The organism is Lysinibacillus telephonicus (assembly GCF_003966145.1).
Lineage (GTDB): Bacteria > Bacillota > Bacilli > Bacillales_A > Planococcaceae > Ureibacillus > Ureibacillus telephonicus.
This window is the reverse complement of sequence record NZ_RXNR01000044.1, coordinates 1-14,528: the sequence shown is the minus strand read 5'-3', so window position 1 is coordinate 14,528 and position 14,528 is coordinate 1. Positions and strand designations below refer to the sequence as shown.

Here is a 14,528-nt window from a genome sequence, read left to right as displayed (position 1 = left end):
GGGCTGACCCAAAATGAATTAATCATTCACATTTGGGCCAGCCCACTCATAATTTTATAGCTTAAATCTTTGTACAACATCCTGTAATTCTTCAGCCATTTGTGATAGAGAGGCAGCGGAAGCTCTAATTTCCTCCATTGAAGCAAGCTGTTGTTCTGTGGATGCCGATACATTTTGTGTCTCTGCAGAAGTGTTATCTGCAATCTCTTTAATATTATTGAATGTATTAACAAAATGATCGGTACCTGAAGAGATTTGTTTGATATTCGAAGTAACTTGAATAATTTGCTCTTTAATTGTATTAACTGAATGTGTAATAGCTGTAAAGGATTCTCCGGCGTTATTAACAACCTCAATCCCTTTCTCTACTTCATCATTACCTTTTTCCATTGAGATAATTGCGTTTGATGTTTCTAATTGAATCGCTTCAATCATTTCACGTATTTGTTCCGTTGATTGTGCCGATTGTTCTGCTAATTTTCTTACTTCCTCCGCTACAACTGCAAAACCTTTTCCATGTTCACCTGCTCGGGCTGCTTCGATTGCAGCGTTTAAAGCAAGTAAATTTGTTTGCTCTGCTACTGCAGTGATAACATCTACAATTTGACTAATTTGCTGTGAATGATTTCCTAAAACTTTAATACTATTTGCGATTTCATTCACGGTATGTTTGATGAAGTTCATTTGTCCAACAGTTACTTCTATTGCTTGACTTCCTCTTTCAACCACTTCTTTGGCTTCAATCGCAGTGTTTGAAACTTCATTTGAACTTTCAGCAATCTCTTGAATTGTTAATGACATATTTTTTGCCATTTTAGAACTTTCTTCAATTCCTTGTGCTTGCAACTCTACACCAGCAGACATTTCTTGAATAGAGGAAGAAATTTGTTCTGTCGCTGAAGTATTTTGTTCCGTACTTGCAGTTAGCTCCTCAGAAGATGCAGCTAAATTATTTGATTTTTCACGCACTTCAGAAATAATTAAACCAAGATTCTCTCTTAATTGATTAAATGTATTTGCTAATATTCCTAGCTCATCGTTATTTACTAATTTGATTGGTGTACTTAAATCACCTTGGCTCATGCTATTTGCAGAATCAACAAGAACTTGAATAGGTTTTGTAATCGATCTAATTATATAGAATATAATTACCCCACCAATCACCAAGGAAAGAACAATGACAATAATCGTTGTATAAAAAATAGGAGCAACAGCATGATCCACTTCCTCTTGATGCATGACCCCTCCTATTTTCCAACCAGTAAGTTCATTGGTGATGTAGGATAATTTCACATCATTTTCGTTATCGTCTTTAATATTTAATGTTTGAGATTCTGCAGAAAGTAAAGTATTTTTATATTTCTCGCTTCCTTCAGTACCTGCCTCATTTTCGGGGTGACTAATATATTTCCCAGTATCATCCATTAAAAATAGATAACCATTTTCACCAATTTTAATTTCACTCATCATCTCAGAGATATTTCCCAATTTCAGATTAACAGCAACAACTCCTTGTCCATCAGCTGTTGCCTTGGCTAATGTAACAACTACTTGATTTGATGATTGAGACACATACGGATCTGTAACTATAACTTTTCCTGCATTACTCTTTGCTTCTTTATACCAAGGACGCTCACGAGGATCATATTCTGGTGGATTTTTAAAAGATGTTGGTGAATTCATAAACTGTCCTGTTTCTGTCCCAACATAAGTTTGTTCAACATCTGGTTTTGATGATTGAATCGTATCAAGTAACTTTCTTATTTCAGCATTGGAGTCGTTCTCAATTTCTCCAGCCGAAATTGCATTTGATAAATAGTCAATATTCTCCATTTGTCCAGAAATAAATTGTGTAATGGACTGATTGACAATCGAAACATTTTCATTTATCATTCCCTCCATTTGATCATCAATCTTATTTTTAGCACTTTGGTATGATGAAGCACTAATGACTATACAAGGGATTAATAAGATAACTAAAAAAGAAAGGATAAGTTTCTTTTTTAATCCAAAATTAATTTTACCTTTTTCTCTTTTTTTCATAATTTCCCCCCCAATTGTAATAAATATATAAAAAGAGATATTTTTGAAGTCCCTAATATTATCGTCCTAAAATATGATTCTTTTACATTTTCATAAGTATTTAGAATTACCAATTTATTGAAGTGTGTTTGTTTTTTAGTAAAAAATATCCATTTCAAAAGTCTTATAAATTCGAAGTGAGGGGGAAGCCATATACCCAAAATACGAATGAAAATAATTTGACAATAAAAAAACACTTTCCTTGTTCTCTAGGAAAGTGCCCAATTTTGGAATATTATTTTGGAATATCTAGAAATTATACTTAAATAAACATAATTGCTATCTCATTTATTTTATATCAATGGTGATTTACTTGTTACCTGCAAGATTATTTACTACATCCAGCAATACATTGGCTCCAGCTATCAAGTCGGAATCATTTGTAGCCTCCTTCGGATTATGACTAATTCCTTCTATACTTGGCACGAAAATCATGGCTGAGGGGCAAATACGAGCCATCATTTGAGCATCATGTCCCGCGCCAGATGTCATTCTTTTTGAGTGGAGTTCGAGTTTACTAGCAGCTTGCTCTATCAGTTTAACGATGTTTTCATCGAAAGAAACTGGGGAAAAGCGAGCTAATTGTTCAGATGAAATTGATACTTCTTCAGATGCTGCCAGTTCTTTAAGGTAGTTTGCAAGTGCTTGTTCTTCCTCTTGTAATCTCTGTTCGTTTGGATTGCGTAAATCAACAGTGAATGTCGCTAAAGATGGAACGACATTCACTGCATTTGGCTTAAAACTAATCGTTCCAACTGTTGCAACAGTTTGCCCATTTGAAGCGTTCGCCCGATCTCGTAAATATGTGATTACCCGTGCAGCGGCAAGTCCTGCATCACGTCGCATAACAATTGGTGTAGTACCAGCGTGGTTTGCAATACCTTCAATCGTAATACGCTGCCAAGAAATACCTTGAAGGTTCTCAACTGCGCCAATTGAAATTCCCTCCTTATCAAGAATTGGACCTTGTTCGATATGAAGCTCAATGTATGCGTATGGTTTTAAAAAACCAGGCTCCTTCGTACCAGCATATCCAATACGCTCAAGTTCCTCGCCCAATAGTGTTCCATCTGAACCTACTGTTTTAAGTGCATCCTCTACTGAAAGGCCGCCAGCATACACGAGGGATCCCATCATGTCGGGCTGATAGCGAACTCCCTCCTCATTGGTAAATGCTGCAACTGCAATTGGACGAGATGGCTTAACACCTTTCTTCTGCAAAGTGTTAATCACTTCAAGCCCAGAAAGGACTCCATAGCATCCGTCATACATACCCGCGTTAATTACTGTGTCTATGTGCGAACCTAACAAAATTGGTTCTTCATTTCTATTTTCAGTACTATACCAAATTCCAAAAATATTACCGATTCTATCAATTTCAACTTCCAAGCCATCTTCTTTCATCCAAACAATTAATCGGTCGCGTCCAGCCTTATCTGCATCTGAAGCAGCCAACCTTGTTCGCTTGTTGTCATTGTCAAGACCAATTCGACCAAGATCTTGAAGGCGTTTAAGCAGGCGTTCGGAGTTGATTGATTGTTTTAAATTAGTAACTGTCATGTTCACTTCCCCCTTACGATAAGTTGATTAGAAACAAATAGGATAACAATAAATCAACTTTGATTAAATATAATTATAATGTCATATTAATTGAATATTTCTAATAATAATACTATTATTGGATGTAAAAATATAAAAATATTGAGGTTTTAACATGCAAATGAAAAGTTTTATGATTGATGAAAATTTTAAAGAACTAACAAAACATCAGACAGTTGTTATGCCCATTGCTTGTTATCAAACTACCATTAATCAAAATATAAACGGCCATATTCCACTTCATTGGCATGATGAAATTCAATTTGTGTTAATAGTAAAAGGGGAAGCAATTTTTCAAGTTAATGAAGATTGGATTTTGGTTAAAGAGGGTGATGGGCTATTTATTAATAGTGGATGCCTTCACATGGCACAGGATAAAGAGCAGTCGGGTTGCGTCTATATTTGCTTAAATATTTCTCCTTATTTCGTGGTATCCCAAGAACTCTACACTACATATGTAAAACCTTATATTCAAGCGACCAATTTACCTTACTTATATATAGATGCAAATGAAATCTGGGCGAAAAACATTTTAGATGCAATTTTAAAAATCTATCAATTAATTGAGCAAAAATCTCAATACTATGAAATTGATATAACCATTCAACTAGCGTTAATTTGGAAAAACTTAATCGATAATGGTTTTAAACTAGAATATGTTCAGACAGAAATATTAAAGAGTCAAAGAATGAAACAAATGCTAAGTTGGATACATGAGCATTATGCAGAAAAAATTTTATTAGAGGATATTGCAAGGGCTGGTCAGTTGAGTCGTTCTGAATGCTGTCGATATTTCAAACGTTTTTTAAAATGTACACCCTTAAACTATGTAATCGATTATCGGATTCAAAAAAGCCTATCTCTCCTGCAGCAAGATGATTGTAATATCACTGAAGTTGCTTATCAGGTTGGTTTTAATAGTACAAGCTATTTTATTAAAGCATTCAGAGATTCTATGAACATGACTCCCTTAGCATACAAAAAAAATAAAATCCATAATGTCTAAACTAGTATTGTCACTAAATATCCATAAAAGATGCTAATCTGTATTTCGCGGACTCCTCGGACCTTTAATGGAATTATAAGCAATAATCCAATATTTAAGACTAGGAGATTATGAATATATAATTTAAGGTAAAAAGGTTTAAGTTCTGTATTAATTGAACTTAAACCTTTTATTTCAATGATAATTTAAATTGGGTACGCTCCATCCCATACAACTTTCTTAAAATGCTCAGCGTCAGTATCTCCTTCAGTACTAAAAAATAAAATTTTCGAATCTGAATTAATATTTAACTGTTCTTTTAAATTTGAGTATTTACTCCTTCTTAAAATTTCACTCACAGCTCCTACTCCAACAGCTCCAGATTCTCCTGAAATTACTTTCGGATCATCTTTAATTGGTGCTGCTAAAATTCTCATACCTTGTGCAGCAATGTTGTCTGAACATGAAAGGAATGCATCAGCATAATCACTTAAAATTTCCCATCCCAATGTACTTGGTTCACCACATGCCAGACCTGCCATAATTGTATCCATATCGCCTTTTACATAATGCAACTTTCCGTCATTTGCTTCAGCTGTTTTAAATATACAATTAGCTTTTTCTGGTTCTACAACAACTGTAATTGGACGATCCTCACCATAAACATTTGCAAAAAAGCCTTGAACTGTAGCCGCCAGTGAACCAACACCAGCTTGAATAAATATATGAGTGGGCTTTTCGTCCAACTCTTTTAGCTGTTCATAAGCTTCTAACACCATTGTTATATACCCTTGCATAATTCTCTTTGGGATCTCTTCGTAATTTTCCCATGCAGTATCTTGTACTAATACCCAATTATATTTATCTGCATGCTCAGCTGCTAAGCGAACTGCATCATCATAGTTAATATCCGTGATGGAAGCCTCTGCACCTTCAGATTTAATATGATTCAATCTTTCTTCTGACGAACCTTTGGGCATGTAAACAACTGATTTTTGTTTCAATTGTTTTGCTGTCCATGCAACACCTCTGCCATGATTACCATCTGTTGCCGTGATAAATGTTAGTTCTCCTAATGTTTCACTAACTTCAGGTGAGACAAGCTTATCATAAGTTAGGTCTGCTAGATTTATATTTAATCTTTCTGCTAGATAGTGCCCAATAGCATAAGAGCCACCTAATGCTTTAAATGCATTTAGACCGAATCGATATGATTCATCCTTTACAAAAACCTTACTAATATTTAACTCTTTAGCTAGATTATCTAATTTAGCTAATGGTGTAGGTTTATATTGTGGGAAACTTTTATGAAAAGCATAAACCTTTTTTGCTTCCTCCATATTTAAAAATTTTATATCAGATTTTATTTCCCTCTTTCGATTATCAAATTTAACTAACTTCATTTAATTCACCTCTTTTTGTATAATTAAATGTTTGTTGCTAAAAAAATAAATCTAATATTATTCAGGAAGGCGAATTTTAACAATTTCAGCAAAAAACTCCGCTCCTGTCTCTAATACATTGTCGTTATAATCATAGAGCGCATTATGCAACGGAATGATTTCCTCATTCTCACCTTTACTGCCGAGGAATACAAAACAACCTGGGATTTTTTCGGTGAATTTGCCAAAATCCTCAGAAGCCATTAACGGTGGACAATCACTATTTGTATTTTCTTTCCCGACTATATTATTTGCAGCTTCTATGGCTATTTTGCTGCATTTTTCCCAATTTATAGTAGGGGAGAATTCATGAGTATATTCAAACTCACATTCTGCACCGTACATAGTGCAAATTCCTTCGCTTAACTTTCTCATTCTTTCTTCGAGTAGTTTTTGGACTTCTGGTATAAAGCTCCTTGTATCTCCTTTAATTTCAACATTTGAAGGTATAGCATTTCGAATGCCATCGGAGTGTATTTCTGTGCATGACACTACTGCTGTATGAATTGGATCAAGATTTCTTGCAACTATTGTTTGAAGAGCAAGGATAATCTCCGCTGCAATTACTAAAGGATCAACACCCATATTTGGACTTGATGAGTGTGCTCCTTTTCCTTTAATACGAATTACAAAGTTATCCTCACTAGCCATGATAGGACCTGATCGAGTGTGTACTGTACCAACAGGTAATCCCGGCATATTGTGCAAACCGTAAATTTCATCTACAGGAAAACGTTCAAATAACTTGTCGTCTAGCATTGCTTGAGCACCTTTACCGATTTCTTCAGCAGGTTGAAAAATGAATCGGACAGTACCATTAAAGTTTTTTCGAGTAGAAAGAAGTTTCGCAGCTCCCAATAAAGTTGTCATATGTCCGTCGTGGCCACAAGCATGCATTTTTCCAGGGTGTTGTGAACGATACGAAAGCTCTTTAATTTCATTTAAATTTAATGCATCCATATCAGCTCGTAATCCGATTACTCCTTTTCCATCCCCAACAGTAAGGCTAGCCACAATACCCGTACCACCAATATTTTCATGAACCTGCAGTCCCATCTTTTTAAGTTCTAGTGCAATATAAGCCGATGTTTTCTTTTCCTCGAAAGCAGTTTCAGGGTATTTATGCAAATAATGTCGCCATTCTAGTAGTTGTTTTTTAAAATCAGGATTCCCCATTATTTCCCCTCACTTTTTTAAATTTTAAGATTATTTCCGAGCTGTTACTTTATCAATAGAAGAAAGACTTATTCCATCCTGGTTCATCCACACCATTATTTAACTAATGACTTTTAAAAAATTTAGTGGCTTTTTCCTCCTTCCCTTTCCGACATTTTAATATTTAGTTAGTTCCGGATATATAAAATTGATATTTAATTTTATAAATATATTGAGGTATTTTTTAGGGGAGAAAGGTTAATAGAAACATTTATCTTACAATGCCCTATTAGTAAAGGCTTTAAAGTATGTAAATAGACTTGAGAAATGAAAATTATATACTACGATTTTAGTTGCAAGATTGTGTTTAGATTGTTGAGTAAAAGAAAAGACATGGAATTTTTAAATAGAAGATCCATGCCATTAAATTAAGATATCAATATTTTATTATTTTCCAACTTAATGACTGCATAAAAGGAGAAGGTTGCGTTACCTATGACTCGATTAAATGCATTTTCAAATAGTGAATGAACGGATGTTCACTCTCATCCACCTTCCTCGTACAAATAAACAAACTTTGATTAATCTCTGCTTGCTCCACAAAGACTCTAGCTAGCTTTCCTTGAGCTAATGTTTCACTTACGCTGCAAGCTGGCGCGAGGGCAATTCCGTAACCTGCCTCAACAACCTTAATCGATTCTAGTACGCCTTGCATTTGTATACCGAATTTCGGTAATGGGCAATTATGGGTATAAAATATCGCCTTTAACAAATCAAGCGTCGAACTGCCTTGTTCCCTGTAAATAAAATCATGTTCACTTAAATCAAAAATCGATATCTTTTTATTTGCTAATGGGTGGGTTGGATGTACAACAAACCAAAATGGAACATCGGTAATTTTTTCAAAGTGTAAATCTTCATGACCAATATTGCTTTGTACAACAAAGCCAAAATCAACTTCATAATTAAGGACGCGACGTTCAACAGACTGTACATTCCCTAGTGATACATATATATCGACATTTGGATTTTCTAGCTTATAACCCGCAATTATTGGAGGTAAGATATAATTCGTTGAAATATAGGACGAAGCAATTTCGACTTTCTCCTTCTTTTCCAGAAATGTTTTAAATTTTTCATCGATCTGTTGTTCTAAATGAAACAGGCGTAATCCTTGCTCATAAAGAAATTCTCCTTCAGATGTAAGCTGTATCCCTCTTCCCTTACTACTGATTAATTTGACCCCTAGCTCTCGCTCTAATTTACGAATTTGAGCTGTAACAGCAGGTTGACTAATATGTAGGAAGTTCGCCGCTTCAGTTATACTCCCTAGCTTTGCAACATTCGTAAAAATACGTAACGTGTGTAAATTCATTTCTTCACCCATTCATAACTTTATTTTATGAATAAACAAAATTTATATATTTGTTTTATGAATAGTATAGCAGTATTTTGAGAAAGAGAGGTGATTTGTCTGGAAAACTTGCTATTGGAATGGCTATCAATGGATGGTCTTTTATTATTCGGAATTGGTATTCTTGCTGCTATTATTGGGGTTATGTTCGGAGCTGCAGGATTTGTATTACTACCTGCCCTGCTATTAGTTGGCATTCCGATTCATGCGACAGTTGCCGTCAATAAATTTGCCACTGGCGTATCTTCATTATCGACGGTTCTTGTACTTATTTTAAAAAAGAAAGTTCGACTTAAAAAAATGCTCCCACTCATGTTCGTCGCTGCATTTGGAGGAATAAGCGGTGCATTTTTCGCAACCAGATTATCGGAACAGATGATGAATATTATTGCTTGTATCGTGTTAATTGCTATGTTTTTCGTAGTATTAAAAGGTAATAAAAAAGGGCTTGTCAGTGAACAACAAGACACCGAGGAACAAGACGGCGAACAACGAACTACTTTGATAGCTCCATTTTTTATCGGGATATATGATGGAGGATTTGGACCAGGATCAGCACTTTTAAATATTACCTACTTTTTGAAAAAACAATTTAGCTATTTAAAAGCTGCTGAATTAACCCGCTTTATGATGTTTGCAAGTTGTATAAGCGCATTTTTATTTTATTTCTTTTATGGCATAGTGGATTGGGGCTTTGCCATTCCGGTCACAGTAGGTTCAATCGTCGGCTCGCATATCGGACTAAAAATCATCCCGTATTTGAAAGGAAAATGGATTCAATTTTTGCTTCCAACTATCTTTTTATTATTAATTGTTCAAGTTGTCGCGGATTTATTATCTTCTTAGTTCATCACAAAATCTTTAAAATCGATGGAGTATTCAGAATATATTGCGAAAGGAAGAATATAGTAAATTATACTTAATCGAATGCTAGCTTAGAAACCATAATATAAATCTATAAACTGCATTATCAAGGAGGAAGAAGAATGGAAGATTTCGTATTAGAAAAGGCAATTCAAGATGTTTATCCAGATGACTTTGCTTGGTGTTTTGGCTGTGGGCGATTGAATAAAGATGGTCATCAACTTCGAACTGGTTGGCAAGGAGACAAGACAGTTACGTTCTTTACACCTGAATCAAAATACATGGGTATTCCAGGATTTATATATGGTGGCTTAATCGCATCTATAATTGATTGTCATGGATCAGGATCTGCTGCACTTGCTTTACATCGTAAAAATGGCAATGAAATCGGTGATGGGTCAGTACCTCCCCGTTTTGTAACTGCAAGTCTTAATGTAGAATTCCTAAAACCAACTCCCCAACAAGTAACATTAAAAGCTGTTGGGACTGTTGAAGAAATACATCCGAAAAGATGGAAGGTTGATACAGAAGTTTATGCCCATAATACCCTTTGTGCTCGAGGTATAGTAGTTCTCGTTGCAATGCCGAGTACTTTTCAAAAAAAGTAACCCCTCTTTTAACGGGAACTCGGGATATTGGGAAGTGGTCTACCTTTCTTTCAGTCAATCATTATACCCCTTTTCTTAACACTGCCATTATTTTAATAGAAATTTGGTGAGTATGATACTTTTAAAATTTTATGAAATAAAAACTTTAAAAGTAGTTTCTTTTCTTATACTTTGATAAAAGACTGATTAAAGGTAAATTATCTTTCCTTGTTTCAAATATTAAATCTACACTTATCCGTATTTATTTGAATTGATAACAAAAAAGCATACTCGCACTTATATGTGTGCAAGTATGCCTTGAGTTATTATACAAATATCATCCATAAAATAATTGTGAATACAATCGTTGTTACACCTTGTAAAAGGGTAGCCATTGTTTGTGCTTTATAAGCTTGCGTTACTTCCATGCCACTATATTGAGTAACAACCCAGAAGAAGCTGTCGTTCACGTGTGAAACAGTCATTGCCCCTGCACCGATTGCCATTACAACTAATGCTAATGGGAATGCTCCTTCGATACCTGCAGTTACCAGCATTGGCGCTACAAGAGTAGATGTAATAACAAGCGCTGTTGTAGAAGAACCTTGTGCTGTTTTAAGTGCTGCTGCGATGATAAATGGAACAAGCAAGAATAAAGAGCCAGTTGCTAATGAACCAAGATCCATCTGTTGTAATAAGTCGCCTACACCTGTTTCTTTAATAATAGTACCGAATGAACCACCTGAAGCGGTAATTAAAAGAATAGGAGCTGCATCTTTTAAGCTATCCCCAATCCAGCCAGTCAGCGTTTCTTCATTTAACTTTGGAAGTAGTGGAAATGCTGCAAATACCCCTAAAAGTAATGCAACAATTGGACTTCCTAAAAAGCGTAAAATCATATTAAACGTAGATTCCGGATCACCAACCAACGCTGCAATAGAACCAACGCCGATTAACACAATTGGCAGTATTATTGGGAAAAATGATTTAAATGTTGATGGCATTTCACCAAAGGATTTAATTACTTCTTCGTAATCTAACGCTTCTTCTTGATCCAATGGAACTTGAATTTTTGAAGCGACTTTTACAGCCCATAAATACCCTACAAATACTGCAGGAATCGCCACAATTAAACCGACTAAAATAACTGTCCCTAAGTAATCTGTTGCACCAATATTCCCAGCCGCTGCAATTGGTCCTGGAGTCGGCGGAACTAGGACGTGCGTTGCATATAAACCAGTTGCTAGCGCCACACCCATTGATGCAATTGTAACCTTCGCACGTTTTGCTAAAGATTTTTGTAAACTTGATAAAATAATGAATCCTGAATCACAAAATACTGGAATTGATACGATATAACCGATAATCGACATTGCTAATTGCGGACGCTTCGGACCTACAATTCGCAGCACAACCTCTGCCATACGGTAGGCTGCACCAGAACGCTCTAAAATAACTCCAATCATTGTTCCTGCAACAATAACAATACCAATGCTCGTCATTAAACTACCGAAACCAGTATTAATATTTGTTACTACATCTAATAATGGCATTCCACTGGCAATACCTACAAAGAATGAACTTATAATTAATGCTAAAAATGGATGTAATTTTAATTTTGCAGTAGCAAATACAACAAATAACACCCCAATTAAAATAATGACAAATAACATTTCCTTCTCCCCCTTAATCTAAAATTTTATTAAAAGTTTCATATGCCCTTTGCGATAAATATTTAGAAGCTTCCATCATTGCCATATCAGTTGAAATAGACTCATTTACTACCGACACAACTTGATGGAAATGCTCGGCTAACATTTGTTTTTCTTGATTTTCAATAAAACCCGAAAGCAAAATTGTTGGAATATTAAATCGCTTTGCACAGTGTAAAACTCCTATTGGTGCCTTCCCATGCAGCGTTTGCACATCAGATTTGCCTTCACCCGTAACAATGTAATGAGCACCCTGTATTTTTTCGCTGTAGTTCATTACTTCTAGAACAAGATGAATTCCCTGATGGAATTGTCCTTGAAGAAAAGCAATTAATGCACTGCCCATACCGCCTGCTGCCCCAGCACCGGGATAGTCATGTAAGCGGATGCCAAATTCTTGTTCAACGACATTTGCCCAATTAGTTAGCGCCTGGTCAAAATAGTCAATTTCATCTACTTTTACGCCTTTTTGTGGACCAAAAATCGCCGTTGCCCCATGTTCACCAATTAATGGATTATTTACATCGCATGCAATAGCAACTGCTGAATCTTTCAATCTTCTATCCCAATTCGTAAAATCAAGCTTTTTCACTTCATATAGTCCATCAATAGATTTTTGTACATCACGTCCATATTCATCTAATAAACGCAATCCCAAAGCTCTTAACATTCCAACTCCAGCATCATTTGTTGCACTACCACCGATACAAATAATAAAATCTCTAAACCCTTGATCTAATGCAGATTTGATTAGTTGCCCAGTGCCAAAACTTGAGGCAATTCTCGGATTTTTCTCATTGTTATGCAACAGTGTTATACCTGAAGCTGAAGCCATCTCTATGACACAAGTTGATTGATTGCCAAGTACACCAAAAGAGGCTTCGATTTCCCGCCCAAGAGGATCAAGTACTCTCGTTTTTTCAAAACGCCCGTTTGTTGCTAAGACCAATGCCTCCATCGTCCCCTCGCCGCCATCCGCGACAGGCAGCAAAATCGTCTCTACTTCTGGGTTTGCTAGTTTTATTCCTTGTTCAATTGACTCGGCAGCTTCCAATGCTGTTAATGTACCTTTAAAAGAGTCTGGACTTATTACAACTTTCATCCTCTCTCCCCTTTCTCCTCAAATGCCCAAGATGTATTTGAAATCAACAAGTGATTTCAAATTTCATCGAACTTCCTCGAAAAATCGTTGAAGTTAAAGATTTTAAGTTAAAGCGCTTACAATAATTATAGTGACAGATAGTAGAATAAAGCATTATAATGGGTGTACAATTTATCTGTATTAGTACAGTTTTATTTTTATACGGGGTGTATAAAATGCTATCAATTAAATTAGCGGAAGAAATTGTGCATCAAACGATGACAAGACTGCATCATAATATTAATGTCATTAGTCCAGAGGGAGTTATTTTAGCTTCAGGGGATAAGGAGCGAATTGATTCTATTCATGAAGGTGCGATACAAGTTGCCAAAACAGGAATGCCACTTTTAATAGATGAGGAGCTTACTAAACAATTTCAAAATTGTAAACCAGGCATCAACATGCCAATAAAATATCATGATAAGATTCTTGGTGTCATTGGGATAACAGGTAATCCAAAAGATTTGCAGGAAATTTCAAATTTAGTGCAATTAACTACAGAAATGATCGTACACCAAGTGCTAACTGAAAGTGAAAGCGAATGGCAACGGAAAAATGGCGATTTTATTTTCAAAGCATTAATAGAAAATGAACCAATTCAAAGTGAAATTAATGAACGTATTCACAAACTTCCTTTTTCAATGAAGGAACCATTTCAAATTTTGTTAATAAGACAAGCGGGATACGAAGCTATTAATACTCTATCTCTTAATATTGAAAATATTTTATATAAACAACCTGCCCTATTTGGTCAGCTTGATTTAAATGAATATTACGTGTTGTTATGTGGAAGTTCTGTTAATAACTCGGAAAATATTATCAACCAAATTTCAAAGCTTCGAAAAAAACTAGAGATTTATATTGGTGTCAGTCCTGTAGTTCATTCTTTAATGGAAATGTCACATGCATTTAATGGCGCAAAATCAGCTCTCGCCTTTTCAACTAAAAATCAACATGTCACATTTTTTGAAGAGGTAGAGATTTATACTCTATTAAAAAATAGAACTAGTTATGATGTTAATAAATTTTTAACGAGAATATTAAATGGATTAACTGAAAAAATGATTAGTACTTTAGAAGCGTTTTTTGAAAGTAATCTTCAATTAAATATATGCGCTGATAAATTAGGTATACATCGACACACCCTTACTTATCGATTAAACAAAATTTATGAATTAACTGGGTACCAGCCACAAAATTTTGAAGATGCATTTGTATTAAAACTGGCTCTAATGCTTAGTAAGCAGAAGTAAAGTAAACTATCCTTACTAAAAAAATAGCATAGTCGTAAGGAATACAAAGGTCTACTAATTTAAATCCATGGCTATTGAAAACAAAATGGGGCTGGGACATAACTAGCTTCAAATAAAGAGAAAGGTGAATTTGAGTTCCCTCAAATTCACCTTTCTCTCTTTTTTCACATTAGTTCTTCTGTTCCCTTAGTTAATGGCCGTGAATTTTCTTAAATTCACGGCCATTAACGCAAGACCCATTTCATTTTCAACCTTCGATTTTCCTCGCACAGAAAATCGAGTGAAACGCAAATT

At 35.2% G+C, this 14,528-nt stretch carries 11 protein-coding genes; 4 read left to right on the top strand and 7 right to left on the bottom strand.

Annotated elements, in window-relative coordinates:
- Positions 1-54 precede the first annotated feature (54 nt).
- Both EKG35_RS14155 and EKG35_RS14150 read right to left on the bottom strand, forming a co-directional pair.
- Positions 55-2,043 (bottom strand): methyl-accepting chemotaxis protein, encoded by a 1,989-nt coding sequence (locus EKG35_RS14155; RefSeq protein WP_126295205.1) that lies wholly within the window; start codon positions 2,041-2,043, stop codon positions 55-57.
- Positions 2,044-2,391: 348 nt separating this feature from the next.
- On the bottom strand, positions 2,392-3,642 hold the full coding sequence (locus tag EKG35_RS14150; RefSeq protein WP_126295204.1) for a Zn-dependent hydrolase: 1,251 nt from the start codon (positions 3,640-3,642) through the stop codon (positions 2,392-2,394).
- A 154-nt stretch (positions 3,643-3,796) separates the two neighbouring features.
- Here EKG35_RS14150 and EKG35_RS14145 point away from each other — a divergent pair, with 154 nt between their 5' ends.
- Entirely contained in the window at positions 3,797-4,687 is an 891-nt protein-coding gene (locus EKG35_RS14145; RefSeq protein ID WP_126295203.1) for an AraC family transcriptional regulator, read from the top strand.
- A gap of 185 nt (positions 4,688-4,872) precedes the next feature.
- Here the strand turns inward: EKG35_RS14145 and dpaL are convergent, their stop codons facing one another.
- The 3 genes from dpaL to EKG35_RS14130 all read right to left on the bottom strand — a co-directional run bounded on the left by dpaL (position 4,873) and on the right by EKG35_RS14130 (position 8,638).
- On the bottom strand, positions 4,873-6,069 hold the full coding sequence (dpaL, locus tag EKG35_RS14140) for a diaminopropionate ammonia-lyase (RefSeq protein ID WP_126295202.1): 1,197 nt from the start codon (positions 6,067-6,069) through the stop codon (positions 4,873-4,875).
- 57 nt (positions 6,070-6,126) lie between these two features.
- Entirely contained in the window at positions 6,127-7,284 is a 1,158-nt protein-coding gene (locus tag EKG35_RS14135; RefSeq protein ID WP_126295201.1) for a M20 aminoacylase family protein, read from the bottom strand.
- Positions 7,285-7,756: 472 nt separating this feature from the next.
- Positions 7,757-8,638: a LysR family transcriptional regulator gene (locus EKG35_RS14130; protein WP_126295200.1), complete on the bottom strand. Its 882-nt coding sequence runs from the start codon at positions 8,636-8,638 to the stop codon at positions 7,757-7,759.
- Positions 8,639-8,746: 108 nt separating this feature from the next.
- On the opposite strand from EKG35_RS14130, the gene EKG35_RS14125 reads away from it, so the two are divergent.
- Positions 8,747-9,523 (top strand): sulfite exporter TauE/SafE family protein, encoded by a 777-nt coding sequence (locus EKG35_RS14125; protein ID WP_246020393.1) that lies wholly within the window; start codon positions 8,747-8,749, stop codon positions 9,521-9,523.
- A 140-nt stretch (positions 9,524-9,663) separates the two neighbouring features.
- Positions 9,664-10,149, top strand: coding sequence for a PaaI family thioesterase (locus EKG35_RS14120; RefSeq protein WP_126295199.1), 486 nt, complete (start codon positions 9,664-9,666; stop codon positions 10,147-10,149).
- A gap of 305 nt (positions 10,150-10,454) precedes the next feature.
- On the opposite strand, the gene EKG35_RS14115 is transcribed toward EKG35_RS14120, so the two are convergent.
- Both EKG35_RS14115 and EKG35_RS14110 read right to left on the bottom strand, forming a co-directional pair.
- Positions 10,455-11,801 carry a GntP family permease gene (locus EKG35_RS14115; RefSeq protein WP_126295198.1) on the bottom strand — a complete coding sequence of 449 codons (1,347 nt, stop codon included), beginning with the start codon at positions 11,799-11,801 and terminating at the stop codon, positions 10,455-10,457.
- Positions 11,802-11,814: 13 nt separating this feature from the next.
- On the bottom strand, positions 11,815-12,942 hold the full coding sequence (locus tag EKG35_RS14110; protein ID WP_126295197.1) for a glycerate kinase: 1,128 nt from the start codon (positions 12,940-12,942) through the stop codon (positions 11,815-11,817).
- Between the two features lie 215 nt (positions 12,943-13,157).
- On the opposite strand from EKG35_RS14110, the gene EKG35_RS14105 reads away from it, so the two are divergent.
- Positions 13,158-14,234, top strand: coding sequence for a CdaR family transcriptional regulator (locus EKG35_RS14105; protein ID WP_126295196.1), 1,077 nt, complete (start codon positions 13,158-13,160; stop codon positions 14,232-14,234).
- The last annotated feature ends 294 nt before the right edge of the window (positions 14,235-14,528 follow it).

Excerpts from the sequence above, each read along its gene's own strand:
- EKG35_RS14130 (WP_126295200.1), bottom strand. The coding sequence starts at position 8,638 with ATGAATTTACACACGTTACGTATTTTTACGAATGTTGCAAAGCTAGGG.
- EKG35_RS14145 (WP_126295203.1), top strand. The coding sequence starts at position 3,797 with ATGCAAATGAAAAGTTTTATGATTGATGAAAATTTTAAAGAACTAACA.
- EKG35_RS14150 (WP_126295204.1), bottom strand. The coding sequence starts at position 3,642 with ATGACAGTTACTAATTTAAAACAATCAATCAACTCCGAACGCCTGCTT.
- EKG35_RS14155 (WP_126295205.1), bottom strand. The coding sequence starts at position 2,043 with ATGAAAAAAAGAGAAAAAGGTAAAATTAATTTTGGATTAAAAAAGAAA.
- EKG35_RS14110 (WP_126295197.1), bottom strand. The coding sequence starts at position 12,942 with ATGAAAGTTGTAATAAGTCCAGACTCTTTTAAAGGTACATTAACAGCA.
- EKG35_RS14120 (WP_126295199.1), top strand. The coding sequence starts at position 9,664 with ATGGAAGATTTCGTATTAGAAAAGGCAATTCAAGATGTTTATCCAGAT.
- EKG35_RS14135 (WP_126295201.1), bottom strand. The coding sequence starts at position 7,284 with ATGGGGAATCCTGATTTTAAAAAACAACTACTAGAATGGCGACATTAT.
- EKG35_RS14105 (WP_126295196.1), top strand. The coding sequence starts at position 13,158 with ATGCTATCAATTAAATTAGCGGAAGAAATTGTGCATCAAACGATGACA.
- EKG35_RS14115 (WP_126295198.1), bottom strand. The coding sequence starts at position 11,801 with ATGTTATTTGTCATTATTTTAATTGGGGTGTTATTTGTTGTATTTGCT.
- dpaL (WP_126295202.1), bottom strand. The coding sequence starts at position 6,069 with ATGAAGTTAGTTAAATTTGATAATCGAAAGAGGGAAATAAAATCTGAT.